The organism is Streptomyces sp. JNUCC 63, from assembly GCF_054366325.1.
Genome location: NZ_CM135963.1, coordinates 7,025,566 through 7,050,773 on the forward strand (window position 1 = coordinate 7,025,566; position 25,208 = coordinate 7,050,773).

Genomic DNA, 25,208 nt, shown 5'->3' on the forward strand with positions numbered 1-25,208 from the left:
GTGGTCGACATCAATGCAGTACGGGACTGGCTGGGGCGACTTCCAGGCGGATCGCTGGTCGGGCAGTACGTCGACGACTGGGACGCGTTCGAGAAGCTGGACAGACCGGTCGTAACCCTCTTCGGGTCCTACGACACCGGCAAGAGTTCCCTGCTCCGCCGGTTGCTCGTCGATTCGGGCGGCAATGTTCCCGGCTGGCTCACGATCAGCGCACGCCACGAAACCTTCGAGGTCAACGACGCCGAGGTCGGTGGGTGCATCATCCGCGATACTCCCGGATTCGCGGTCGGTGCGTCCGACATTCGTGCACAGAACAATTCGCGCCGAGCGATGGCGGCGGTCGGACTCACGGACGTCGGCATCGCGGTACTGACTCCGCAGTTGGCGACCGCCGAACGCGACATGCTTCAGAAGCTGTTCACGCAGGGATGGCCGGTAGGGTCGATGTGGTTCGTCATCTCGCGGTTCGACGAGGCGGGTGTGGACCCAGAGTACGATCTCGCGGAGTACCGGGAACTGAGTGATCGCAAGGTTCACGAGTTGCGGGAATTGTTCGAATTGGACGACAGAATACCGGTATTCGTTGTCTCGCAGGACCCGTTCCAGACGGCAGGGCCGGACACAGATCTCAGTCGAGAGACCTGGGATGACTTCCGTGACTGGGACGGCATGAGAGATCTCGCGGGTGCTTTCGAGGCGGTGTCCCTTTCGGCGCTGCCCAGATGGCGGCACGCGGCCGGGCAACGGTACTGGACAGCGGTCCTGGACGAAACCGTGACCGAACTGCGGAGGCAACTGTCGGATTACACGGCGCGTGCCGAAGTAGCTGCCAGTGGCGTCGCTCGCCGCGACGTATGGGAGAGCGAACTCGACACTCTCGATCGGGCCGCCCAAGCCAGCCTCGACGGTCTCATCGAGGAGGTGATGCGGCGGTCGTGGGAGCCCGGTTCCGGCCCCGGTGAACTTCAGGCCGAGATTCAGCGCACGCTCGACGAGTGGTTCACCAAGCACGAGGTCCGCCTCCAACGGTTGCAGCAGTCGATCCGCAAGACCAAGGAGCGAGAGCGCGCCCGACCCTCCTGGGCCGGCTTTGCTTCGCTGGTCGCGACACTCGGGTCCGGGGAGGATGCCTCCACGACCCCGGCAGGGCCCGGCGGTGCCGCAGAACATGTCGAGACGGTCGGGACCATGTTGATCGGTATGTTGAAGGCCGCGAACAACGCACCCGGGCCGATCGCCGGCGGGAAGGCCAGTTCGGCGAAGGCGGCTGGGGGCCTGGGACGGCACATCGGCATCGCCGAAGCCGCGCTTCCCCTTGCCGTCTACATGGCGAAAGTCGTCGACGAGCAGAGAGCGGATCGCGCGCGCCTGAACCAGGACAAGGCGGCGGCCGAGAAGCGACAACAGGTCGTCACTGAGTGCACGCAGCGCGTTCGCGACACCTGGCAGCCGTTCGTCGACGACGTGCGTGAAGCGATCGTCGCGGAGACGAGAGACCAGGTCGACCTCGACGCGAGCCTGCGCCGACTCGTCGAGCAACTGCAAGAAGCTGTGGCGGAAGGCGAGGGTCTCTTTCGAGCGGGTACCGTGCCGCTGCTCGAGACAGAAGCGTAGCGAGTGGGCCACTGTGGCCCGGGGTGCGCAGGTGGCCGCTGTCGGTGAGGCGGTTCACGAGCACTTCGCGCAGCTCGGCGGGGTCAGCGACGGGAATCAAGGTGGTCTCCGCTTGGTGTCGTGGGCGTGCCGCGCGGTCATGTTTCTGCGTGCTGAGCCAGAAGAATGCTGGCCCGAGCGAGGTCCTCGGGTGTGTCGACTGCTACTCCGCTGTCCGTGACAGGGAGCATCCGTACGGCATAGCCATGTTCGATGAAGCGCAGCATCTCCACGCTCTCCGCGCGCTCCAGCGGCCCCTGTTGAAGCTGCCGGAAGCGTTTGAGAGCTGGGCCGGTGAATCCGTAGAGGCCCAGCTGGCGCAGGTACTTCGGGCGGTCCCCTCTCGGGTAGGGGATGGGCTGGCGCGAGAACATCAGGGCGTTGCCCTCGGTCGCGATGACGACCTTGACCACGTTGTGGTCCAGGACGGCGGTGACGTCTGCCAGTTCGGCGTATGCGTTCACGGCGAGTGTGCCTGCGGGCAGGTGCTCCAGAGCCTCGGAGACGGAGTCGATGGCCACGGGTGAGATGAACGGCTCGTCGCCCTGGACGTTGATGTACGCCTCGGCGGGCAGGCGCTCGGCGACCTCTGCGACGCGGTCGGTGCCGGTGAGGTGGTCTTCGGTTCGTATGCACTCGACGCCCAGCTGGTGGCACGCTGCTTCGATGCGTTCGTCGTCTGTCGCCACGACGGCCCCGTCGAGGCGTCGGGCCTCCAGGCAGCGCTGGTGGACGTGCCAGAGCAGTGGCTTGTCCCCAAGTCGGGCCAGGGGTTTGCCGGGGAAGCGCGAAGCACCCCAGCGGCAGGGGATGACGGCTATGTGCCGGCGCGGTGCGGTATTGGACGTTGCGGCTGTGGTGGCGGCCACGGCATTCTCCGGGAAGTCGGGTAGGCGCGTGCGGTCAGGTCAGGAGTGCGAGCTTGGAGCGGACGGTGGGCGAAGCGGCCTGTGCGAAGGGCCTCCATTCGTAGCCGTCGACCTCCTTCTCCTGGAGCGTCACTGCGTGCTCTGTGCAGAGCCGGAAGATCCAGCGGAAGTCCACGTGGTGGTGTGCCGGCTCGTTCTTGGAGGGGTTCGCGTCGATGGCGTGCACGTCGATGTCGAGGGGAACGTCCTCGAAGCCCGGAAGGGGAACCACGGCGCCGGCTGGGATGCCGGTCTCCTCGTGCAGTTCACGCAGCGCTGCCCCGAGCAGGTCCCGGTCGCCCGCTTCGTTGTGACCGCCGGGCGCGAGGAGTCTGCCCGAAGCCTTGTGCTGGATGTGCAGGACACGCCAGTCGCTGTCGATGACGATGGCACTGCAGGTCACATGGGCGGGGAACGTCTTGCGGCTCGTGGGATCGTCCGTGCCGGTGAGCGCGGCGAACAGCGGCGCGAGGGTGCTGCGTTCGCGTGGATGACGGGAGAGGTACGCCTCGGTGACGGAGCGGATGTGGTCGGTGGAGGGTGGCACGGGGGTCACCTTTCGAAGTGGTCGAGCCAGGTTCTGGCGATGGTGTCGCGGTCGGCCGCGGGCATGTCATGCAATCCGGGCTGGAAGCGGGTGTGGCTGAGTGCTGCCGTGGCGGCGAGTATCTCGGCCTGGACGAGGTGGATGTACGTGCCGACGGTGGCGCCGTGCACGAAGTTGACGGCGCCCCCGTCGGCGAGCACGTAGAAGTAGTGGCCGGTGATCTCGTATCGCGTCAGTTGCGCGCTGACGGGAGTGCGTTGGTAGAGGTCGTGAAGGCTCCCGAGTTCGAGTTCGTCCTCGGAAGAGGTCACCGATCCGAGGTACGCGCCGTTGCGCAGGGCGGCGAAGTCGCAGTGCCGCAGGGCGAGATTGCCCGTAGCGCACAGGACAAGTTCCGCGTCACGCACCGCCTCCGCGGTGGTGGCGCTCGTGCAGAAGCCCTGGGAGTGCGCCAGCACCCTCTTGACCGGATCGCTGTCATACACGGTGATGCGCAGGTCTTGGGCGCGCAGGGTCTGGGCGATGGCGCGGCCGACCTTGCCGAAGCCGATGACGCAGGCGTTGCGGCTGGTCAGGATGTCTCCCCGGGTGCGCACGAGGGCCTCGGTGGAGAACACGATCGACCGGCCCACGAGGTGGTCCTCGCAGTCCTTGAGTGGGGAGCGGGCCACGGAGATGACCGGGCACGGCAGGGTGTCGAGCGCCGCGTACCGCTGGTGTCCGTTCTCGGTGTCCTCGACGACGCCGAGGATGCGGCCGGAGAATTTCCCCACGAGGGTGTCGAGGCTCGCTGCGAAGTAGCCGCCGATGTCCACCAGGACGACGTCTCGGCCACCGGCTGTGTCCTCCAGGTAGTCCAGTGCCCGGGTGGTGTCGGCGAACAACTCCCTGGTCAGGTCGTGGACCGTGAAGGTGCGGCGGACCTCGTCGAGGGTGGGCTGATGGATCGACTTGGGTTTCGGCAGCACAGCGCCGATCGTGGACGTCGTGGCCATGGCGCGTAGGAACGCAGGCCGCTCGGCGAGCAGGTGCGTGATGACCAGCGTGGTGATCACGTCGCCGGCGGGGAACTGCGTCGTGATCTGTCGGAAGAATGCGTCCAGCCGCGCTCGTTCGGGACTCTCCATGGCTCCTCCTTTCGGGCTTGGGCTGGCTGGGTTATGCGGCTCGGCCGTACGTCGGAACCTGGGCGGCCAGAGCCTGCATGTGGGCGCGCAGCCCGTTGTGGAGGTCGACCCGGGACTGCCAGCCGAGGACCTCGCGGGCGCGGCCGGGGTCGGCCCGGGTGGTGAGGACGTCACCGCTGCGTGCGTGGTCATGGTGGAGTTGGATGTCGCGGCCGACGAGGCTGTTGGCGATGTTGATCACTTCCAGCAGGGAGGCGGTCGCTCCGCCTCCCACGTTGATCGGACCGTGTGCCGTCGGCGCGGCTGCTGCGGCGATGGTGGCGGTGACCGCGTCGTCGATGAACGTGAAGTCCCGGCGCTGGTGGCCGTCTCCGTACAGGCGCAGTGGCTGGCCGGTCAGGGCTGCCTGCAGGGCACGGTGGGTGAACATGTCGGAGCGCTGTCGGGGGCCGTAGACGGTGAAGTACCGCAGGGCGATGACGCTGGGACTGTTGGGGCGCGCGGCGTAGGCGAGGCAGAGCTGTTCCTCGGCCAGCTTGGTGACCGCGTACGGGGAGGCCGGCTGAGGGCGGTCGGTCTCGACGCTCGCTCCGCCGTCGGTGGGCCCGTAGATGCTGGAGGACGAGGCGACGATCACCCGCGGGACGCCGATGCGGGTGCAGGCTTCCAGGACCCGGTGGGTGGCCAGGACGTTGGAGGCGAGGTAGTCGCCGAACTGCGGTCCCCACGAGGGGCGTACGCCGGGGATGCCGGCGAGGTGGAAGATCGCGTCTGCGTCGATCAGGAGGGGGTCGATCGCGCAGCTGAGAAGGTCAGCGGTGACGTGCACGTACCCCGGCAGACCGAGCAGGGTGGCGAGGTTGGCGGCGGCCGTGGGGTCGGTGGCCGGGTCGCGGCGGTCGACGCCGACGACGGTGGTGCCGCCTTGCACGAGGGCATGGGCGAGGTGGGAGCCGATGAAGCCGGCGGATCCGGTCACCACTGCCCTTCGTGGGACGGCGGTGGTCGGGTGCGATGCGTGCTGTGGCACGGGATCTCCAGAGGGAGTGTGGGCGGAGGTCAGGTGAGCCGGGACAGGACGGTTCGGCCGTGCGTGCTCAGGGCGAGGTCGTTCTCTGTGTGGCCCTTGACCAGGGCGGTGGTCGCCTCGATGGCGCCGAAGGACTCCAGGAGACGCTGTTCGGTGCCGTTCAGGGGGCGTCCGTATCCGGCGAGGAAGGCGGTTCTGAGGTGGGGTGCGGCTTGCCAGCGCCGGAACTCGAGCCGAGCGAAGTCGCGGATGCGGGCGTCGCGTCGCATGTGCTCGAAGTCGCAGATGCCGAAGGTGTTGCCGATCAACCAGTTGCGCGGCTGGTAGTCGAGGTGGCAGATCGCGCTGTCCATGCGGCTGGTGTCCAGGATGTCCGCGTGATGGCTCAGAAGATTCCGCTCGGTCGCGGTGATCAGACCGACGTGAACGGCACGCTCGATCCAGCCCTGGAGGCGCTCGGCCAGCACTGCGCCGATCGCGCCGCCTCGGGGCATTGAGGTGGCACGGTGGAGCTTGCCGAGGACACGGCCGGCCTCGTGATGTGCTAGCTCCTCCTCGGGCGAGCCCGGCGCCATGGTGTCCGCCCGCTCGCCCGGCAGCGCGGTCAGCAGAAGGGTGCAGGTGGCATCGTGTCGGCCGACCAGCTGGGGAGCATGGCCGTCCAGGTGGGCGCCCCACGATCGGTAGGCGCGGAGTTCGCGCGCGTACCGGTCGCGTTCGTCGTGCTGCTTGGCGAAGAACTGGCGCCCGTCCACGTCGGCCACGCGTATGACCCGGGGTGGGAGCCGCGGGTCCCCCACGGTCTGGACTGCTCCGAGGACGTCGTGCGCCAGCTGGATCCGAGGGTCGTCCGACATCGTGATCACGTGGACGCCTCCGGTGCGAGGAGGGCGAGGTGCTCGGTGTCGTTGTGTCGGTCCAGCATCCAGCGGGTCTGGTTCAGCCGGTTGCGTTGGTGCTGCCAGCGGGTGATGGAGGCATGGTTGACCGTGAAGCCCGAGGGGGAGCCGATGGGGATGCCCAGGAGCAGGGTGTGGGCGGTGATCACGGTCTCGCCGTGGGAGGCGAACACGACGCGTTGCCCCTTGTGCTGGTCGATGAGTTCGCGCAGGAGGCGGCCGGCGCGTTCGAGGTAGCCGTTCCATGTTTCGGAGCCGGCGGCCCACGGGGTGTTTGGGTGTGCGTGCGGGCCGCCGTCGGCGGCGGTCTTCACCGTGGACCAGGGCTTTCCGTCGGCATTGCCGTGGACGGGGCCGTCGAGGCGGTCATCGGTGTACATGGGTATGTGGAGGGTCTGACTGATGATCTCGCCGGTCTGGATCAGGCGGATACGCGGGCCGGTGTAGACGACGTCGAAGGGCTGCTTCTGGTGCTCGGCAGCCAGGCGGCGTGCCGCCTGCTCGACCTGGGCGTACCCGAGGTCGGTCAGCCCGGTGCAGGTGCGGGGGCCTCCGACGAGGCCGTCGGCATTGCACTGGGCCTGGCCGTGCCGCACGAAGACGAGTTCAGTTGTGATCACGAGGTTCCTCGGGAACGGAGGTGGGCGGGCCAGCTGTAGCGGTAGCCGTTCCGGCCGATGTAGGGGGCGGTGAGGACGGCGTGCAGGGCCAGGAAGTCGTCGAGGCGTTCGCGGTCCGTGGTGCCGAGCCGGGTGTCGTGGCTCTGGGCGGCCTCGTTGTAGGCCGCCAGGGCGGTGTCGATCGCATCGCGGGGCAGGGCCCCGTGCGTCAGCAGGAGAGCCGCGATCAGTTTCGCGAGGTCGTACCCCATCGGCGCGAGCGTGAGATCGTCGGTGTCGACCGTGGCGATGTCGTCGGCCTCGGTGACGATGAAGTTCCTCGGGTTGCTGTCCTTGTAGAAGGAGGAGGGCCCCTCGGCGCTCTTTTCCAGCAACTCCAACATCGCCCGCAGGCCGGCCTTGCTGGGCAGGTGCCCTTGCTCCAGCCGTCGTCGAAGAGCCACTTGGCGGGGACGGAGGTAGTCCTCGAACACCGTGCCGTCCTGGAAACGGTGAGGGGTGCGCAACACGGCGAGGGCCAGGTCGCTGGTCCAGGCAGCTCCGTGTGCGTCGCCCAGCAGTGCGGCCACGCGGGGCAGGTCCTCCGGACCGGCCGGGCGGCCCTCGACCCGCTCGAACGTCAGGCTGAGGGGACCTATGACGCTGAGGCCCGGCTGCCGTAGCGGCTTCGCGTGTTGGGCGATCCACCTGTAGTGGCGGACGGCCGCAGCGGTGCGTTCCGGCGTCTCGTAGTGCTTGGTGAACGGAAGGCGGGTCATGCCGGACCTCCCTTCGGCCGGGCAACGACGAAGGTGATGAGGGACCGCGTGGTGAGCGGCTGGTCCGGGAGGAACTCGTGCAGGGTCGCGGCCAGTGCTCCGGGATTGCCGTACAGGCCGGGCGTCAGGTCATATTTCGGGTTGGTGGCCAGGTACTGCGCCAGGTGGTCGTGGCCGTCGAAGGTGAAGGTGTGTTCCTCGTCCTGTACGGCGACCACGTCGAGTGAGGAGGTGGCCAGGTCGGTGAGGTTGCCGCTGTGCGCGGCGGCGTAGAGGCTCTCGTGCCTGTCGGCCCGCGCATCGAGGCCGGAGGAAGCGACCAGCTGGTCCATCTCGCGGTAGCTGTCGAGTCCCTTCGTGACGAGTACGGCCAGACCACCGGGAGCGATAACCCGGGCGATCTGCGCGATGACCTCCTGTGGCCGCGGCGAGTGATACAGGCAGAACGCGGCGACAGCGACGTCGCACGACTTGGCGAGCAGGGGGATTTCGTGGAAGTCCCCCTCGATGAAGTGCACCGGGGTGCGGGGCAGCTTCTGGGTGCGTTCGCGGGCCTGCGCGAGCAGGGAGAGGGAGGCATCCAGGCCGACGACGCGCCGCGGCCGGAGCTGTCTGCTGATGACCAGGCTGCTCGTGCCGCGACCGCAGCCGATGTCGAGTGCCAGGTTCAGGCGATCCGGCTGCGCATGGTGGGCCTGCACCAGGCTGACGATCGTTTCGGGCACGGGGCGGCCGGATGTCTTCGCCCGCATCAGGGCACTGGTCCGCCCGGCCAGCCGCGAGGCGTGCCCGTATAGCTCCTGCTGTCGGGCGGGATCCAGGAACGGGTTGAGGTCGTTCATGCCGCGCCCTCCTTCCGGGGGCGCGGGGCGCTCAGGACTGCTCGGCGGTGACCTTCCGCAGCCAGCGGCGCATCTGCCGCCGGTTGGCCAGCAGTACCACGTCGGCTCGGCCCGCGGCGAATTCCTCGATCTTGGCCATCACGCGGGGGCGCATCTTGCGGCGGTACGTCGCGACGTACTTGATCACGCCCCAGTGGATGCGGTTGTGCACCCCGTTGCCCTTGTGCCCGGCCCCGTGCCGGATCTGCCGGGAGAAGATCCCGTAGAGCGCGGCCATGGTCGACACGTCCATCAGGACCACCGTGTCGCAGGCTTCGAGCCGGATCTGCAGCGTCGAGTTGTAATTGCCGTCGATCACCCACCGCGGCTGCGAGACAAGCTCGCGCTGCAGGTCGGCGAACTTGTCCATGGGCAGCGTGTTCCACTCGTCGTCGTAGAACGCGGCGTCCAGGTGCGTCACCGGGGCGTCGAGGATCCTGCCCAGTTCGCGGGCCAGGTGCGATTTGCCGCTGCCTCCGCAGCCGACGATGGCGACCTTCTTCATGGTGCTCCAGCGTAGGGACGTTCGGGTGTCCGGCGGGACCGGTGGCCGGGACACGTTCGGATGATCCAGGCGTCACAGCCTGTGGAGTCGTCTGCATCAGGCGGCTCCCTGCTCGGCGGCGGTCGGCTGGACGAGCCCGTGCAGCATGGCCTCCAGGGTGTCGACCTGCTTGCTCAGACGGAACAGGTCCAAGCGGTCCACGCAGGCGGCGATCAGGTCCGCGTGCTGCTGGGTGCCGGCGATTCCGCGGAGGTGGGAGAGCCGTTCGACCACGTCCCGGCCGGAGCGCACGATCAGCTCGTTGGGCACGAACCGGTCGACGTAGCGGATGTCCGCCGGGGCCAGGGGCACGCACCCGGCGAGTACCGCCTCGAAGATGCGCTGCGTCATCTGTCCGACGACGGCGTACCGCTCGGGCAGCATGAGAACGGTGGCCAGGGACCGGCCGTAGATGCCGGAGGCGGCTTCGAACGGGATCCGGCCGAGGAAGCGGACGTGCGGCCAGCGGTCGGTCTTCGTCCACTTGCCGGCGACCAGGTGCTCGAAGCGGGCGGCGGCCGGGGCGAAGAAGCGTTCGAAGGGCTCGTCGCGGTCGTACTGGTTGCCGACATAGCCGAGCACGACATCCCGGGGCTGTGCGGCGAGCGAGAGGGGGGCCGTCTGGGCGAGGAGGCGGTCGGCGACGGGGAAGAGCAGGCGGTGGGCGCCCGGTGTCGGTTCGAGAGCGGCCTCGCACACGGCGGTGTGTGCCGTGCGGCGCCACACGCTCTCGGCGCGCAGGGTGCGGTCCTTGTCCCAGATCACGGTGGGCGTCTGGCGCCGCGCGGTGTACTGGTTGAGGAGCTGGGCCTGGCGGTGCAGGTCGCAGGTGTGCCCTTCGGTCCCGCACACGGTCGTGTTGCGGCCGGTGATCGCCCAGCGCCACTCCAGGAACAGGACGTCGATCTCCGGACAGCCACTGTCGAAGGTGTAGGCGCCGCCGAGGTCGTCCCCGGCTTCGCGCCGGTCGCGGTCGGCCTGCAGGAAGACGATGTCGTGCCCGCGGTCGAGGAGTGCGTCGATGAAGGGGCGGCGGTGGCTGCGGCCCCCGTCCGGGGTGTCGGTGATCCCGTTGCCGAGGAAGCCCCAGAAGCTGTATCCGATCTTCACTTGGTGATCCACCGCTCTTCGAGGAGCAGGGCGTCGAGCCCGGAGTTGGCCAGGCAGTCCAGGGCCATCTCCGGTGTCCCGCAGATCGGCTTGCCCTTGACGTTGAGGGAGGTGTTGATCAGCACGGGCACGCCGGTGCGGCGAGCGAAGGCGGTCAGCACCGCGTGCATGAACGGGTTCTGCGCCTTGGTGACGGTCTGGAGCCGGGAGGTGCCATTGGCGTGCACGACGGCCGGGATGTGCTCGCGCGCCTTGTCCGTCACGCCGGAGGCCATGGACATGTACGGCGCCTGCTGGCCGAGGGTGAAGAACTCCGAGGCTCGCTCGGCCAGGACCATGGGCGCGAAGGGGCGGAACGGCTCGCGGTACTTCACGGTGGCGTTCAGCCGCTCGACGACGCCGGGCTCCAGGAGGGAGGCGAGGATCGAGCGGTTGCCCAGCGCGCGCGGGCCGGCCTCGACGGGGCCCTGGAAGAGGCCGACGACCATGCCATGGGCCAGCTGGTCGGCGAGGAACTCTGCGGTCTCGATGCCCAGGCTCTTCTGGCGAAGGCCGGGCCAGGGCGTGAGGTCGAGGGGCTGGTCCTCGTAGGACGGGCCGAGGTAGCAGGAGCGGGCGACGCCGGCCACGGGTCGGCCGCGGCTGTCGGTGTGCACGGCGAGGGCGGCGCCGATCGCGGTGCCGGCGTCGCCGGGAGCGGGCGGTACGAAGACCTCGTCGAAGATGCCGGCCTCGATGATCCGGCCGATGCTCACGCAGTTCGTGGCGACACCGCCCCCTACGCACAGGCGACGGGAACCGGTGAGTATCCGAGCCCGGCGGGCCAGGTGCACCATCACCAGCTCGGTGCGTTCTTGAAGGGCAGCCGCCAAGTCCCGGTGGACATCCGTCAGCGGCTCGCTCGGGTCCCGTTCGGAGCAGGTCTCGGCGACGAAGCGAAGGGATGTTCGCGGGTAACCCGAGGTCAGCGCACGCGGAGGGAAATAGACGGGGTCGATGACGAAGCCCATCGCCGTCGTGCGGACGGCCCGGGCGAACAGGCGGCGGAACCGGGCGGGGTCGCCGAGGGCGGCCAGCGCCATCACGGTGCCCTCCTCGTCGCCCCGACGCCAGCCCAGGTGCTCCGTGACAGCACCGTACACGTACCCCAGGGAGGCGGGATCGTTGATCGCCTCCAGGGTGTGGGTGCGGGGGCGGCGTGGGTTGTGGCCGCGGGCGATGGTGGTGGTCTGCCGCTCGCCGAGGCTGTCGACCACGAGCACGGCGGCCTCGCTCCAGCCCGAGGCGGCGAAGGCTGTCAGCTGGTGGGCACGGTGATGCAGGATGGGCACGACACGGGCGGCAGGGAACTGCCGGCCGATGAGATGGGTGCGCCGCTGGGTGCGCACGGCAACCTTGGCAAACCCGCAGGCTCTCGCGAGGGCCCGGTCGCGGGTCGCCGTGGAGAGCGTCAGACGCAGGGCAGCGGGCGACTCCGCGAGGTAGCGGGCGGGCTGGAAGTTGTAGGCGACGGCATCCACGTCGGCGGCGGTGAGCTTGGCCCGGCCGAGCAGCCACTCGACCGCGCGGGTCGGGTAGTCCTTCGTGTGCTTCTGCCCGGAGAGACGTTCCTCCTCGACAAAGCCGATCAACTCACCCCTCACCAGCAGGGCTGCCGACGAGTCGTGGGTGTAGGAGCACAGGCCGAGGACGACCGAGGGGGCGCGCTTCATGGCGGCCGTCACCTTGCCCCGGCCGTCGCGGACGCGGCAGAGCTGACGGCGCGTCGGTGCAGCTCGCCGTACCAGGCAGTGAGTGCCTGGCCGAGGGGCCCGTCGATCCCGTCCGCCACGCGCCACGCTTGCTCTCGCAGGCCGTCCTTCCACAGCCGATAGCTGCGCAGTGTCCTGGCCATCGTGTCCCAGCCGGGGTGGCCGGTCACGTCGCGGGCTGCGACCTGGTCGAGCAGGCCGTCGAAGCCCCTCCACGGTGTGGTCAGGTCGGGCATGACCTGACTCGCCGCGAGCGAGGTCAGCTGGTCGGCCTGGACGAGGTGGTTCTCGTACATGTGCAGCGACCCCACGTGCAGGTGGAACTCGCCCAGCTCCGCGTCGAGCCATCCAGCGACCAGCTCGTGCAGGACGGTGTAGAAGAACACGTCGTACGGCATGCCGATCCACACGTCCTGACCGCGCATCGTGGTCGCCATGTGCAGGCGGCCGGCGCGCAGGTGGAAGCGGAAGCCGAGGGTGCAAGGCACGTCCTTGTGCCCGGCGGCGTCCTGGGCCGGGTCGTAGAGCTGGATCAGAGCACGCCGGGAGTCGGGGTCCTCCTTCAGGATCTCCACGACACGGCCCAGCTGGTCCACCTTGCCGGCCCAGTTCCGCATCCTCGGCCCGTACGCCCCGCGCAGTACGCCGTCGTCGGCGTACTGCCACAGCCGCGCGTTGTAGTCGAAGATCCACGCAGCGTCCGAGCCGGACAGGTGCCAGACAGTCTCAGCCACGGCGAAGGCCGGGTTCAGGATCCTGGCGGGGGGTGCGTAGAGCAGGCGGGCCCGTGGCTGGGTGAGCAGCATGTGGACGTCTCGGACTTCCCGGGTGGCCATGCCACGAGGGCTGACTTTCTCGCCGGACTTGGCCAGCGTGACGGCGCCGGAGAACAGCTCGGCCATGCTGCCAGCGGTCAGGTGCGTCATCGTGTAGGAGCTCCTCCGCCCTGCGCCGGCACGGAGTCCGTGCCGCGGGCATCGTGGTGGTTGTGGTCGAAGGGCGCGTCATGGTTCTCGGCCCGATGGGAGATGAGGCGGGCGACCTGGGCGGCGCTGTCGCCGCGCCACCGGCACACCGCGTCCGCCGCCTGCGTCGAAGGTCGGGGCCGGTCGTGCAGCGTGGCGAGGGCTGTGGCGACCTCGTGTGCACTGCTGCACCGCTGCGCGAGGCCGTGGCTGGCGAGGTCGAGCGTGCGCTCGCCCGGCGAGCCGACTTCGATGACCGGCACGCCCAGCAGCGCCGCTTCGATGCCGCACGTCGAATAGGCGCTCACCACCGCATCGGCGCCGGCCAGGCAGCCGCGTGCACCGACCCGCGGATCAGCCACCACCACGGGCAGACTCCCCGCGCCCTGGAGAAGGGGAGCGAAGACGCCGTTGCTCTGCGCGGGATGTGGAACGATGACCAACCCCCAGTTGCCGCCGGCCATGCGCAGACCGTCCATGAGGAGGTCGGCCTGCTCGTTGAGCCGATCGGGCCGGAACGGCTGGCACGCCCAGACGGCGATGCGCGCGGGACTGTGCCGCGTGCCACGAGCCAGGAGCTTCTCCAAATACCGCCGCTGGACCTCATGGCCGAGGCTGGCCAGGGCGTCGAAGCGGGGCTGGCCCAGGACGTGGACCTCGGCCTTCGGGTGACGCGCCCAGGCTCGTGCGAGCGGGACGTCACGTTCGCCCATGACGACGATGTCGCGGCTGTGGAGCGCGGGCCACGCGGCCGACTCCTTGGTCCACGCTCCGTGCTGGACGTGCACCGTGTTCATGCCGTGTCGCTCCGCCGCGTGAACGGCCAGCGCTCCGAGAGGACTTGTGTCGTTGCTGACCAGAACGGTGTGCGGCCGGACTGCGGCAAGGACTCCATCGAGCCACGTCTCGGCCCGGACCACGGAGCGCCAGGACGGCTGGGTGCACCCGGCGCTGGTCTCCAGCAGTACGGACAACAGCCGGACAAGACGAGCCAACCGAACGGTGTGCTCCCCGATCCCGACGACGTGCCCGTCATCAGGCAGTTGCAGCTCGCCCACCGTGCCCGAGAGGTGGAGAAGCCCAGGCGGAGCCGGGCACAGGCGTATGCGCTCGTTCCTCTCAGGCAGGCACCGCTGCTCCGGATCGGTCGCAAGGTCGACGAGCACGCTGGTGTGCCCCTCGCACGCCAACTCCGTGAGAACCGGCAGCAGGGTCGCGGCGTGGCGGGAGGACCACGACAGCGCCACGACGTCGCTCCGCGGCAACTCCGGGGGGAGCAGGCTCGGCTCCGTGGTCGCCACGTTGGCCGACAGCAGGGTGCGCAACTGGGCTGTGTGCGACGGGTTGTGCGGCGCGGCGGCTCCGAGTAGGTAGGCGATGCCCGACCAGGTGACCGTGTAGGCCCGGTACTCCCGTGAACTGCTCGAACGTATTCCTACGAGCCCTTCGTGCGGCGCCACGCCGACGGGGCCGGGTGCCGCCGCGAACGGCTCCCATGCGCTCAGGGCCAACAGCTTGCGCAGGACCTGCGAAACGAAGCGGCGGACAGGCACATGCTGCACGTGGAGCCAGTCGGCACCCCCGGGCGTGCGTGGGCGAGCGCTGTACTTCTCCAGCGCGGACATGATGTCTCCGATGGGAGTGACGAGTTCCTGATCGTTGACCGACAGGGCCTCCAGCTCCACCGTTCTGATCCGCGTGGTCTGCGTGCGATCGAAGCGGCTGGAGCCTACGAGCGCCCACATCGGCTGGCCCTCGTCGTCGATGCAAGCCAGGCTCAGGGCGTCGCTTGGGGAGGTGTTCACACCAAGCTCCCTTGGACGTAGGGCTCGGACGAGCGCGCGTGGTGAAGAAGCTGGAGCAGGGCCTGCGGTGACTCGGCGACCTTTGGCGCGGGTGCGGTGGGCTGCCCGTACCCCCAGCAGGCGTGCACGTACGAGACACCAGCACGTGCTGCCGCTTCCTGGTCGACCGCCATGTCCCCGACATACACTGCTGCTGCTGGATCGACCCCGAGGTCGACCAGCGCCAGGAGTATCGGATCCGGTGCCGGCTTCGCCCGGCCCACTCCGGCCGGGGTACGAATAGTGACAAAGGGGCATCCGAGCCGTGCGAGGAGTGGAGCGGCGCGGTCAAGGTGCTTGGATGTCACGACCCCCAGCAGCCAGTCGGCGGCCACGAAAGCGTGGAGCACTTCCACGACGCCGGGGAACTCGTGTGCCAGGTGCGCTGCGGCAATGGACGCGGTCTCATACGTCTGGCGGGCTGCGTCGATGTCGATGACCCCGAGCCGTTGCATGATGTCGCTGAACTCACGTCCCAACTGGCGTTCGTACGCGGCGAACGGGATATCGAGACTGTGAGCCTTCTGGACCTCTTTCCACGCCTCCTTCATGACGGGACGGGTGTCGAGCAGCACACCGTCGAGGTCGAGAAGCAGAGCGCGTGGGGTCGCGCGGGGCTGGGGCGAGACTGGTCGGATTCTGTCCGATGACACGGCGGAATCTCCTGCGAGTGGTCATTTTTTGGGGGCCTGCGAGGCGACGGACGGCCTACAGCACGGGCGACCTTCGTCCGTGGACACAGATGTGGTAGGGGAGGGCGAACAGTTGAATGGGCCGCCCGCAACTCCGGCATGGAGCGCGCACCACACCGTCTCCTCCGGACTGGGGCTCGGACCTTCCCATGCACGGGCACGGAGGTCCTCACGGCTAGAAGGAGGAGGCTCCAGTCCTAGGCGGCGATGGACTCCGTGTCATCGGCAGCAGCGGTGTACTCGTTGTCGAACACCGCGTTGAACGACCGGTCGACGCGGTCCGCCGCCTCCTCCTCGCGGAAGATGCCGAAGCGGGCCCAGTACGCCCGGCACCCGGCGCGCTGCATCACCGCGCGGGCCTGCACGCGCAGGGCGACCTTGTCGAGCAGCCCCACGCGGTACTTCGCCGACAGGAAGCTGATCACGCGGTTGAAGTGGACCAGCCGTGCGTATTCTTCGGCGGACATGTCACCGGGCGCCCAGAGAGCCTGCTGCTCCGGGTTCGTCGCGATATCGGAGAGCAAGCGCTGATGGATCTCCACCGCGTCCATCGCGAGCCGCTGTCGGTGTCGGCGTTCGGCGAACCAGATCCCTGCGGCCCCCACTGCGGAGACGACGAGGATGGCATGGGACGTCTTCATCGGTTTCCTTTCGTTCCAGGTGCTGCCGTGGCCGACGCGGGACGCGCGCCCGTCCCCCGCCGGTTCGTCCGTCAGCACGGAGCAGCTTCTGGACGAGGTGTCAGGACCCAGGCCGCGGGCCGGTTCCGGCAGAGCGGTGTGGTCGGGATGGTGGTCACGACGGTCTTCCAGGCCGAAGTGGTGATCAGTGGACGTTCGGCCGCAGGTGTACGGGCAGGGTCAGGTGTCCGTTGCTGATCAGGGTGGGGAGCGGGCGCAGTGCGCCGGCGGGGACGGCGAGGCGGATCTCGGGGAAGCGTGCGAAGAGCAGGCGCAGGGCGGTGGCGACTTCGAGGCGGGCGAGTGGGGCGCCGAGGCAGAAGTGCACGCCGTGGCCGAAGGCCAGGTGGTCCTTGGTGGGGCGGGTGGCGTCGAAGCGGTCGGCGGACGCGCCGTGCCAGTCGGGGTGGCGGTTGGCGGCGGCGTAGGAGGCGAGGATCGCCTCGCCCGCGGCGATGGTCTGCCCGTCGGGCAGGGGGAGGTCGGTGAGGGCGTAGCGCAGGGGCAGGTACTTGACGGCGGGTTCGTGCCGCAGGGTCTCCTCGACGACGTCGCCCCAGTCGGCGCGGCCGGCGCGGAGGTGGCCGAGCTGCTCGGGGTCGGTCAGCAGGGCGGTGATCGCCTGGTCGATGACGTTGACGGTGGTCTCGTATCCGGCGCTGATCATCAACAGGAGCGTGTCGCGCAGTTCTTCGTCCGTGAAGCCGCCGCCGTCGCCTTCGTCGTCGCGGGCCGCGATGAGCAGGGAGGTCAGGTCGTCGCCGGGGGTGCTGCGCTTGGTGTCGATGAGTTGGTTCAGCTGCTCGTACAGGGTGGCGGTGTTGGCCTCGGCTTCGGCGGGGGTGAGGGTCGTGTCGAAGACGCCGTCGACGACCTGACGGAAGGCGTCGCGCTGGCTCTCGGGTACGCCCATCAGGTGGCCGATCACCGCGATGGGCAGCGGGTAGGCCAGGTGCTCGCGTAAGTCCACCGGTTTGTGCGGGGGCAGCGTGGCCAGGCGGTCGATGAGGGTGGTCGCCATGCGGTCGATGGCGTCCTTCATGGTGGCGATTCGCCGGGCGCTGAAGGCTGGGGCGATCATGCGGCGCAACCGACGGTGGTCGGGGCCGTAGGCGGTGAACATGTTCTCCACCGCGATCCACAGGGCGAGGGGCCAGGTGGGGACGGTGTCGGCGAAGGCGGGCCAGTGGGCGCGGCCGTCTTTGGAGACCTGCGGGCTGGTCAGGAGCTGCTTGAGAAGGGCCGGATCGGTGACGGCCCATGCCTGGACGCCGAGGATGTCGACCCGTGCCGCCGAGCCTTGGGCGCGCAGGGCCCGGTGCTCGCCGTGGCGGTCGGATCCGGTGGGGTCGAGGATGAGTATCGGCTGCTCGGACATGAGTGTGAGCTCCTCAGTGTGCGGCGGGGAAGAGGACCGGAAGGGCTTCCAAGGCACGGTGGAAGGGGCCGGGCCGCCAACGCAGGTCAGCGGCGGGGACAGCAAGGTCTATCTCCGGGAAGGCGTCGAGGAGGTAGCTGATCGCGGTTTCGGCGATGAGGTAGGCGTGAGAGCGCGCAGGGCAGGTGTGGGGGCCGATGCTCCAGGCCAGGTGAGCGCGGTTACCGGCGACATTGGTCGAGCCGCGGGTAAGTTCCGGATCGTTATTGCAGGCCGCCATGCTGATGACGACCGGCTGGTGGGCCGGGAGCAGGAAGCCGTCGATGTCCGTGGGATAAGGCGGATAGGTGATGCAGTAGTTCGCCAATGGGGGGTCGGTGTACAGGACGGTGTCGAGCGCGTCTCGCACCGCGGACCAACCTGCGTGCAGGCTGGCGGAAAAGTCCTCGTCGGTGAGGATCTTCAGACAGGTGTTGCTGATGAGGTTGGTCAGGGGTTCGATGCCGGCGCCATAGAAGGTAACGAGCTGGTGGGCCATCTCCTCGTCGCTCAGATGCGCGGAGTGGGCGAGGAGCCGCGAGGTGATGTCGTCGGCGGGACGGCCTTGGCGCAGGGCGACGAGTTCGGCGACGGCCTGGCCGAGGATCTGGTTGCCGCGAACGGCGTCGGTGACGTCAAAGACCTTCGCCATTCCGTCGGCGATGCGCGCTCCGATCTCGTCGGGACAGCCCAGCAGCGCGCTCAGCACCCGGAATGCGATGGGCCAGGCGTACTGGGTGAGCAGGTCTGCCCGGCCGACGGTGCGGAACTCCGCGGCAGCCCCAGCGGTGATCTTCTCCACGAGGGCACGCAGCTCGTGTTGGTCGACGGCATCGATGCTGGCGGTGTTGGCAGCCCGGTAGCGGGCGTGCTCAGCTCCACTGCTGCGCAGGGCGTTGGGTCGCCACTCCATCATCGGCCGGACCGGGCAGGAAACCGGCACCTGCTGTTGCCAGATGCGTGGGTCGGCGGGAAAGCGCATCGGGTCATTGAGAATGCGACGGGCCTGGAGGTAGCCGATCACCAGCGTGGCCGGAATGCCAGGGGAGAGTTCAACGGGTACCAGGGCGCCGTGCATCTTCCGCATCCGCTCATAAGCGGCGTGCGGGTCGGCGGCGAAGCCTGGTTCATACAGGGCGATCCGGCCCGGCGGGGCCGGAGGCACGGGGCTGTTGGGGATCATCGCGTGGGCTCCAGAGGGATGGCTGCGCGGTGGGCCGTGAGGTATTCCGTGAGCGTGATCAGGGCGTACAGCGAGGAGGTACGGTCTCGTGCGTCGCACGTGGTCAGCGGCGTGAGCGGGTCCAGTGCGAGGGCTTGGCGAAGTTCTGCGGCCTTGTAGGCGGGAGCGTCGGGGAAAGCGTTGATCGCGACCGCGTATGGGATGCCTTGGGCTTCCAGCAGGCTCAGTGCGCCGTGACTGGCGTCGAGGTTGCGGGTATCGGCCAGGACGAGGCAGCCGAGCGCGCCTTCGGCGAGGTCCTCCCACATGGGCTGGAAGCGGATCTGGCCGGGAAGGCCGAACAGGTAGAGGGCGAGGGCGCCGCCGGCCATGTGGATGCGGCCGAAGTCCATGCCCACGGTCGTCGTGGTCTTCTCCGGTGTGCCGCGCAGGTCATCGACTCCGGCGCTGTCTTCAGTGATGGGTTCTTCCATCCGCAGCGGCTGGACCTCCGACACGCTGCCGATGAAGGTCGTTTTTCCGACTCCGAAGCCGCCCGCGACCACGATCTTGGCCGACTGCGTGACCGAGACCGGCACATAAGTGACGGCGAGCGGGTCAGACCAGTTCTCGCAGTCCATCAAGCACCTTCTGCAGGAGGTCGGTTTCGGGCTGGTCGGAGTCGGCGGCGGCTGGGCTGGCCAGGTGGCCGCTGTCCATGAGGGAGGAGACGAGGATCCGGACGGTGGAGGGCGGCAGTTGAAGAGCGGCGGCGATATCTGCAACGGCCAACCCGCCGCGGCCGGGGGAGAACAGGCTCATCACTCGCCGGGTGTCAGGGCCCAGATCGGTGGTGGGGCCGGTCGCGGCGATGACCACACTTTCCAGGCGCACAGCCCTGCCCGGGCGGATTTGCCCGCCCGTGCGGACGTAGGGCCTGATCATGTCTGGGTCATGCCGCGGTCCGGTCATGCCGCGGTGCCTCCGTCCGGCTGTGGGGCGGGCTTGCGGTTCTCGGTGCCGAGCTGCTCGCCAAGGCGCACCACGAGCTGCGCCATGTGGTGGCTGATCAGGCCGACGTCGACGTGGGGTCCCGTTGTGACGACCGACAGCATCGTGTTCTGCCCGGCCGCGGTCGTCAGGCCGATGTTCGTGACACTTTCGATCAGGTGCTGACGCACGCCCTGACCGCCGGTGAAATCGTCCCAAGCCCGCCCCGATGCCCGCAATGAGGCGGTCAGGGCGGCCAGCTTCTCACCATCGTCCTGGCTGATGGTCTCCGTGCGGGCCTTGAGCAGGCCGTCGCCGCTCATCAGCACGGCGTACCTGACGCCCTCCACGGAACCGAGCTGCTCGTCCAGCAGCCAGCCCAAGGCGTTCGAGCGCGTGTCCGACATGATTAACGTCCTTCGTCAGTGCTGGGAGTGTTGTGGTTGTCCCAGGCGCGGCGGGCGCCGTCCATCCAGGCGGCGGCAACCCCGGGGCTGCCCGGTCCCACCTCGAGGCCGGGATGCGCGGGGGAGGCGGTGACGGGGCGCGGAGTGCGCTGGCGGACGGTGAGCCCACTCGCCGTCGTGGAAGGTGCCGGCACCAGCGGCACGGCTTCCGGGGCAGGCGCCAGGCGTGCTGACGGCGTCGTCTGCGCGGGGGCCGGCTGAGGCGGCTTGGGCGTCGTCAACAGGGCCTGCGGCAGCACGATGACCGCACGGGTCCCGCCATACAGATTGGGTGCTGCCAATTCGATGCGGAAGCCGTACTGGTTGGCGAGGACGGACGCCACGCGCAGCCCCGTTTGGGGGTAAGCGCCCAGTTGGGTGATGTCGTCGCGCTGCTTGCCCGACATCACCTCGCGCGCCCAGGTCAGACGCTCGTCCTCCATCCGCAGCCCGGCGTCGTCCACGACCAGGAACGCCGCGTTCGCACCGTGCTCAAGGGAAACGTGCACCCGAGCGTTCGGCGGTGAGTACCGCAGCGCGTTGTCCAGCAACACCGCCAGGCTGTGGACAACCGCTTCCACGGCCCGACTTTCCACCGCGAGGAACTCCATGTCGGTGTGCTGGACGCGCTGATAGCCCTCGACCCGGCCCATGGCCGTACGCACGATGTCGGTCAGCGTGGTCACCGGCCAGCGACGGGAAAGCCTGTCGCCGCCCAGGACGGCGTACCCGGAGGCGGCGAGCAGCATCTGCTGGGCCAGGTGATCGATCTCGACCAGCGTCGCGTACGCCTCGTCCGACACATGGCGGCGCACGCCGGCACTGATCGTGCTGCTCAGCTTCGAGGCCCGCTGCACCGTGCTGGAAGCGAATCCCCGCACAGCTGCTCGGGCGACATCCACCGCCTCCTGCCGTACATGGGCAATCTGACGCTCGGCTTCCAGCCGGACCTGCGTGACCTGCTGCATGCTGACGGCTTGGGCCTGCTGCCCCACCTGAACGATGACGGACTGGAGGTGATCAGCCATGGTGCCGAGTGCGCCTGCGAGCGGGGTGCCCACGAGCTGAGGTGGGAGGACGAAGTCGACACGGTGCTCCTGCCCGCTGTGCGCCGCAGTCGCGGCGGCCGGCAACACCGTGCTCGTCACGTATCCGACGCACTGCTCGGCCGCCCGCAGCTCCTGCGAGAGCCGTTCGGCACGCTCATGAAGACCGTCCGCACGACGCTGCTCGCGGCGGGCTTTGGGCCCGAAGTGCACCGCCGCAGCGAGGCCGGCGATCAAAGCAATAAGGATCAGTATCAGTTCGGTCATCAGGCCCTCGCGAGGATTGAGGAGACGGTTCCACCCACGACAGCGCTGATCCCGGCGGAGCCGATCGAGAAGCGCGAGCCCGCAGTGGCGGCAGGGGTCGGGAGTGGCGACGCACCCAGCCGGTGAGCAGCAGGGCGCTCTCGATCAACCCCATAGGAGAAGGAGGCGGTGGCCATCAGCTCACCTCCAGGGCCAGGTCGCACCAGGTGGTCGCTCCCTTGTCGCTGATCCCCCAGGAGCCGTGCCACTGGCTGGCGATGGACTCGACGAGCCACAGCCCGCGGCCGTTCTCCGCGTGAGCGTCCGGCTTGGAAGCGATGGGTAGGCGGCTGGGCACCCCGTCGTGCACGCGAATGTCCAGGTGGCCATCCCGGAGGGCGAGAGTCAGAGTGATCTTGCGACCGTGGCTGTGCTGGACCGCATTGGTGACCAGCTCGGAGACAACAAGCGCGGCGTCGTCCGCCAAGCGGGACAGGCCGCTTTGGTGCAGGCGAGTCTGAGTCAGGCTTCGCATCTTGCGGACCTGCAACGTGTCAACCTGTGCGAGGGGTTGACCTGGCCTGCGCTCAGTGATCTGAAAGGTACGACTCAATAGGGCAACGTCGGTCATGGGAGAACGAAGAGGTCGTTCGGCAGTCGTTGTCATCACGTCCTCTTGGGGGCACGGAGGACCGATCGGGCGACGGATGTCGCCCTACGAAGGGTGGTCCGCTCGCTGCCGTGGCGAAGACGGGACGGGCATGGGCCAAACCGCGTCGTCGTGGTGCCGCGCACGTCCTTCCCCTCTCCGCAGCGACAACGTGATCACCGCATCCGACCGAGTGGTCGGCGCAGTGGGCATGAGTGTGGGACCAGGACGTACCCGTACTGATCCCTGCGGCGATATCTCTGTAGAGATACGGGATCCCGCATATCGTGTGGACCGTCGGGAAGTTCGACCCAGGGGGCCGCGCCATGAGACCGCCGAGCCGCGTATGCGAGAGATGTGCAACCGAGCTGAGTCAGTACAACCCCGACACCCTGTGTGCCCTGTGCGCAAAGGCAGGAACGGCGCCGGGAGTGCCCGATCGCGCCTGGCGCGACGAAGCCGTTTACCGGGCCCTGGCCGCTTGGGATTTCGGCGAGCTGCTGCGCCTGGTACGCAAGCGATCCGGCTTATCTCAGATGGCCGTGCGCGAACTGACGGCGCTACCTCAGTCGTTCATTTCCGGCCTCGAACGCGGTCAGAAGCAGATCGGCAGCCCCACCACCCTTCTCGACCTTCTCAACGGCCTCGGCCTGCCTTCCGACCTGCAGCCTTTGCTGCTGACCCCCCTACGCGGCGATGCGCCGAAACCTGGTCATAGCCTCTCCGCAGAGGCCGTACTGCCTTGGACGGCGGATCGTATGGTGACGTCACTTGAAGTGGCCATCGGAGGTACCATCATGAAGCGCCGCCGCGTGCTGACCGCCCTGAGCGGAGCCGCACTCACCCAGTACGTCTTGCAGTCCGCCATCGCTCCCGCAGAGGCCGTGGCCGCTTCTTCCGGTACCACGACTGTCACCGACGCCCTGATCGATTCGCTTCAAGGCACCACCGACGCACTCCGCCAGATGGACGCCACCAGCGGTAGCGGAAACCTCGCCCACACGGCGAAGACTCACCTGCGGATGCTCTTGCACCTGCTCAAGCAGGGCTCCTACAGCGAGAGTTACGGACGTCGCCTGGCTGCCGTCACCGCCGACACGGCGGCCCAGACTGGCTGGTACACCTTCGACAGCGGTGACCACGACGCCGCCCAGCACCTCTTCCTCGGCGCTCTGCGCGCAGCCCACGCTTCAGGCGACTCCCGCCTGCGCGCCGGTGCCCTCGGTTTCCTCGCCATCCATGGTTACTCCGCCGGCGACCCGCGCGACGCCATCACCGCCGCCCGTACAGCGCGCCAGGCAATCACCGATCACGACGCCCCCGCCCTGAACGCCATGCTCCTCACCCGCCAGGCTCGCGGCCACGCCCGGCTCCGTGAAGAGCGCCACGCCTTGGCCGCGCTTGCCGAAGCCGAAGAACTCTGTGCCCGCGGCCGGGGCGAGGACGATCCCCACTGGCTGTACTGGATCAGCCCGGGGGAGATCCTCGGACAGACCGGAAGCTGCTACCTCGACCTGGGACAGCCGGCTCGGGCCGCCCAATCCTTCGCCGCGGCCCGCGACGTGCTCAGCCGGGACGAGACCCGAACCACCGCTCAGTTCCTCTCCCGAGCCGCGACCGCGCAGATGCGTGACGGCGACGCCGACGCCGGCTGCGCCACCGCCCATGACGTCCTGACCCTCGCCGAAGGCATTCAATCCGCCCGCCTCGACGACCACCTGCGCACCATGCTCCATGAGGCGCGTTCCTACGGTGCCTCCTCAGCCGCCCGGGACCTGCTGGATCGTGGGGAAAGCGTTATGCGTCAGCGAGCCGCCGCATGATTCTGGTTCTCTGGGACATCGACCGCACCCTCCTGTACACCGGCGACACTGACCGGCTGGTCTATCGGGAGCTCTTCGAGGAGGTAGTGGGCCGGCCTGCCGAGAGTTTGCCCGCTCGGGGAACCGGGGTGACGATGCCCCTCGCTGTCCGGGAGCTGCTGCGCGCGAATGCAGTGCAACCCGAGCGGATCGAGGAACTCGCGCAGCGCATCGTGCAGCGTATGCCTGCACAACTGGAGCGTCACCGTGGCGATCTTTCTCGCACCGGGCAGGTCATGCCCGGTGCATCCGCCGCCCTTGCCGCCGTGCACCAAGAGCCCGGGCTGGTTCCCACTGTCGTCACCGGCAATCTGCGGGGCAGCGCTGAGATCAAGCTCAAGGCTCTTGGCCTGGACGAGTATCTCGACCTCGGCATCGGCGGATACTCCTCCGATGACTCCCACCGCCCTGCCCTCGTACGCGTGGCACAGCAGCGAGCCGGCGCACGCCACGGGCATCCCTTCACACGGGAGACGACCGTAGTCATCGGCGACTCTCTCGAGGACGTCCGCACTGGACGGGAAGGAGGCGCCCACGTGATCGGCGTCGCTTCCGGTACCACATCAGTCGAGCGACTCGCTGCCGCCGGGGCCTGCCATGTCGTCCCTGACCTAACCGACGTACATCGCATAATCCGCCTGATCAACCAATGCGCCGCGTCGGACGTCGACCACGGCTGTCTTGAGCCACGGCAGGACGCGATGCCGGAAGAGTTCAGGTGATCGAGGTGCGGCCCGGCGAGCAGATGTGCAACCTCTCCCGCCGAGGCACTGAGCATCCAGACCGTGCACCACATGACCGACCCGGCAGCCACGGTGGCGCTTCTGGACTTTTTGTTTCTCGGCTCGGCCCCGGCCTGGGGCTGGGAACGCACAGCGCAGGACGAGGACCGTGATGACGTACACACCGCCCCGTTGGCCCGTTTCCGTGAAGGGCGTTGCCCTGGACGCACAGCGCCAAGTGCTGCTTCTGAAGAACGAGCGCGACGAGTGGGAACTGCCCGGTGGGCGCCTGGAGACCGGTAGTTCGGGCGGGGCCGTACCAGCCGATGACAGCCCCGAGTCGGCTCTTGAACGGGAGATCCAGGAGGAAACCGGCTGGGAGGTGAAGGCCGGGCCACTGATCGACGGCGGCGTGTGGATCTACGAGCCCATCCCAGGACGCAGGGTCCTGATCGTCACCTACGGCTGCACGGTCCTCACCCCCGAACGAGCACCCGTCGTCAGCCACGAACATAAACAGCTTGGGATGTTCACCGCGGACCAAGTGCCAGCACTCAACATGCCCGAGGGCTACAAGCGGGCCGTGGCCGCCTGGTACCTCCGCGACGTCGCGGGCCTGGACGGCTACGAGCGGAGGTAGCAGGTTGGGTGTCGGCCGC

Annotated in this window: 26 protein-coding genes; 4 read left to right on the forward strand and 22 right to left on the reverse strand. The window is 68.5% G+C overall.

Annotated features, from left to right (window positions below):
* A complete protein-coding gene (locus ACX25U_RS32445) occupies positions 1-1,614 on the forward strand; it encodes a GTPase domain-containing protein (RefSeq protein ID WP_454385313.1) in 1,614 nt (537 codons plus the stop codon).
* Positions 1,615-1,751: 137 nt separating this feature from the next.
* Here the strand turns inward: ACX25U_RS32445 and ACX25U_RS32450 are convergent, their stop codons facing one another.
* The 22 genes from ACX25U_RS32450 to ACX25U_RS32555 form a co-directional block, all read right to left on the reverse strand.
* Positions 1,752-2,522 (reverse strand): 3-deoxy-manno-octulosonate cytidylyltransferase, encoded by a 771-nt coding sequence (locus ACX25U_RS32450; RefSeq protein ID WP_454385315.1) that lies wholly within the window; start codon positions 2,520-2,522, stop codon positions 1,752-1,754.
* Positions 2,523-2,556: 34 nt separating this feature from the next.
* Positions 2,557-3,108: an NUDIX hydrolase gene (locus tag ACX25U_RS32455; RefSeq protein WP_454385317.1), complete on the reverse strand. Its 552-nt coding sequence runs from the start codon at positions 3,106-3,108 to the stop codon at positions 2,557-2,559.
* 5 nt (positions 3,109-3,113) lie between these two features.
* Positions 3,114-4,235 carry an adenosylhomocysteinase gene (locus tag ACX25U_RS32460; protein ID WP_454385319.1) on the reverse strand — a complete coding sequence of 374 codons (1,122 nt, stop codon included), beginning with the start codon at positions 4,233-4,235 and terminating at the stop codon, positions 3,114-3,116.
* Positions 4,236-4,266: 31 nt separating this feature from the next.
* Positions 4,267-5,217: an NAD-dependent epimerase/dehydratase family protein gene (locus ACX25U_RS32465; protein WP_454394614.1), complete on the reverse strand. Its 951-nt coding sequence runs from the start codon at positions 5,215-5,217 to the stop codon at positions 4,267-4,269.
* 77 nt (positions 5,218-5,294) lie between these two features.
* Positions 5,295-6,122, reverse strand: coding sequence for a phosphotransferase (locus tag ACX25U_RS32470; protein ID WP_454394616.1), 828 nt, complete (start codon positions 6,120-6,122; stop codon positions 5,295-5,297).
* Between the two features lie 5 nt (positions 6,123-6,127).
* Entirely contained in the window at positions 6,128-6,784 is a 657-nt protein-coding gene (locus ACX25U_RS32475; RefSeq protein ID WP_390876862.1) for a histidine phosphatase family protein, read from the reverse strand.
* Positions 6,781-7,542: a phosphotransferase gene (locus ACX25U_RS32480; protein WP_454385321.1), complete on the reverse strand. Its 762-nt coding sequence runs from the start codon at positions 7,540-7,542 to the stop codon at positions 6,781-6,783. The genes ACX25U_RS32475 and ACX25U_RS32480 overlap by 4 nt, the downstream gene beginning before the upstream one ends.
* Complete coding sequence (locus tag ACX25U_RS32485) at positions 7,539-8,384, reverse strand: class I SAM-dependent methyltransferase (protein WP_454385323.1); 846 nt, start codon at positions 8,382-8,384, stop codon at positions 7,539-7,541. The genes ACX25U_RS32480 and ACX25U_RS32485 overlap by 4 nt, the downstream gene beginning before the upstream one ends.
* A gap of 31 nt (positions 8,385-8,415) precedes the next feature.
* Complete coding sequence (locus ACX25U_RS32490; protein WP_390876865.1) at positions 8,416-8,928, reverse strand: P-loop NTPase family protein; 513 nt, start codon at positions 8,926-8,928, stop codon at positions 8,416-8,418.
* A gap of 96 nt (positions 8,929-9,024) precedes the next feature.
* Positions 9,025-10,077, reverse strand: a complete 1,053-nt coding sequence (locus tag ACX25U_RS32495) for a glycosyltransferase family protein (RefSeq protein ID WP_454385325.1) — start codon at positions 10,075-10,077, stop codon at positions 9,025-9,027.
* The gene (locus ACX25U_RS32500) at positions 10,074-11,789 is read right to left on the reverse strand and encodes a carbamoyltransferase family protein (RefSeq protein WP_454385327.1); all 1,716 of its coding nucleotides are present in this window, start codon (positions 11,787-11,789) and stop codon (positions 10,074-10,076) included. The genes ACX25U_RS32495 and ACX25U_RS32500 overlap by 4 nt, the downstream gene beginning before the upstream one ends.
* A gap of 8 nt (positions 11,790-11,797) precedes the next feature.
* Positions 11,798-12,754 (reverse strand): thymidylate synthase, encoded by a 957-nt coding sequence (locus ACX25U_RS32505; RefSeq protein WP_384439379.1) that lies wholly within the window; start codon positions 12,752-12,754, stop codon positions 11,798-11,800.
* Positions 12,751-14,598 (reverse strand): hypothetical protein, encoded by a 1,848-nt coding sequence (locus ACX25U_RS32510; RefSeq protein WP_454385329.1) that lies wholly within the window; start codon positions 14,596-14,598, stop codon positions 12,751-12,753. Before ACX25U_RS32510 ends, ACX25U_RS32505 begins: the two co-directional genes overlap by 4 nt.
* Complete coding sequence (locus ACX25U_RS32515; RefSeq protein ID WP_454385331.1) at positions 14,595-15,290, reverse strand: HAD family hydrolase; 696 nt, start codon at positions 15,288-15,290, stop codon at positions 14,595-14,597. Before ACX25U_RS32515 ends, ACX25U_RS32510 begins: the two co-directional genes overlap by 4 nt.
* Before the next feature lie 236 nt (positions 15,291-15,526).
* Positions 15,527-15,970: a DUF6082 family protein gene (locus ACX25U_RS32520; RefSeq protein WP_454385333.1), complete on the reverse strand. Its 444-nt coding sequence runs from the start codon at positions 15,968-15,970 to the stop codon at positions 15,527-15,529.
* A 184-nt stretch (positions 15,971-16,154) separates the two neighbouring features.
* Positions 16,155-17,387: a cytochrome P450 family protein gene (locus ACX25U_RS32525; protein ID WP_454385334.1), complete on the reverse strand. Its 1,233-nt coding sequence runs from the start codon at positions 17,385-17,387 to the stop codon at positions 16,155-16,157.
* A 13-nt stretch (positions 17,388-17,400) separates the two neighbouring features.
* Positions 17,401-18,609 carry a cytochrome P450 gene (locus tag ACX25U_RS32530; RefSeq protein WP_454385336.1) on the reverse strand — a complete coding sequence of 403 codons (1,209 nt, stop codon included), beginning with the start codon at positions 18,607-18,609 and terminating at the stop codon, positions 17,401-17,403.
* Positions 18,606-19,229, reverse strand: a complete 624-nt coding sequence (locus ACX25U_RS32535) for a GTP-binding protein (protein ID WP_454385338.1) — start codon at positions 19,227-19,229, stop codon at positions 18,606-18,608. The genes ACX25U_RS32530 and ACX25U_RS32535 overlap by 4 nt, the downstream gene beginning before the upstream one ends.
* The gene (locus ACX25U_RS32540) at positions 19,207-19,560 is read right to left on the reverse strand and encodes a DUF742 domain-containing protein (RefSeq protein WP_112467948.1); all 354 of its coding nucleotides are present in this window, start codon (positions 19,558-19,560) and stop codon (positions 19,207-19,209) included. The genes ACX25U_RS32535 and ACX25U_RS32540 overlap by 23 nt, the downstream gene beginning before the upstream one ends.
* Entirely contained in the window at positions 19,557-19,985 is a 429-nt protein-coding gene (locus tag ACX25U_RS32545) for a roadblock/LC7 domain-containing protein (protein WP_454385340.1), read from the reverse strand. The genes ACX25U_RS32540 and ACX25U_RS32545 overlap by 4 nt, the downstream gene beginning before the upstream one ends.
* A 2-nt stretch (positions 19,986-19,987) precedes the next feature.
* Positions 19,988-21,337 carry a hypothetical protein gene (locus ACX25U_RS32550; protein WP_454385342.1) on the reverse strand — a complete coding sequence of 450 codons (1,350 nt, stop codon included), beginning with the start codon at positions 21,335-21,337 and terminating at the stop codon, positions 19,988-19,990.
* A gap of 175 nt (positions 21,338-21,512) precedes the next feature.
* Positions 21,513-21,851 carry an ATP-binding protein gene (locus tag ACX25U_RS32555; protein WP_390876876.1) on the reverse strand — a complete coding sequence of 113 codons (339 nt, stop codon included), beginning with the start codon at positions 21,849-21,851 and terminating at the stop codon, positions 21,513-21,515.
* Between the two features lie 440 nt (positions 21,852-22,291).
* Here ACX25U_RS32555 and ACX25U_RS32560 point away from each other — a divergent pair, with 440 nt between their 5' ends.
* From ACX25U_RS32560 to ACX25U_RS32570, 3 genes are all read left to right on the forward strand, one after another.
* A complete protein-coding gene (locus tag ACX25U_RS32560) occupies positions 22,292-23,788 on the forward strand; it encodes a helix-turn-helix domain-containing protein (RefSeq protein WP_454385344.1) in 1,497 nt (498 codons plus the stop codon).
* Complete coding sequence (locus tag ACX25U_RS32565) at positions 23,785-24,549, forward strand: HAD family hydrolase (RefSeq protein ID WP_454385346.1); 765 nt, start codon at positions 23,785-23,787, stop codon at positions 24,547-24,549. Before ACX25U_RS32560 ends, ACX25U_RS32565 begins: the two co-directional genes overlap by 4 nt.
* 172 nt (positions 24,550-24,721) lie before the next feature.
* Positions 24,722-25,189: an NUDIX hydrolase gene (locus ACX25U_RS32570; protein ID WP_454385347.1), complete on the forward strand. Its 468-nt coding sequence runs from the start codon at positions 24,722-24,724 to the stop codon at positions 25,187-25,189.
* The last annotated feature ends 19 nt before the right edge of the window (positions 25,190-25,208 follow it).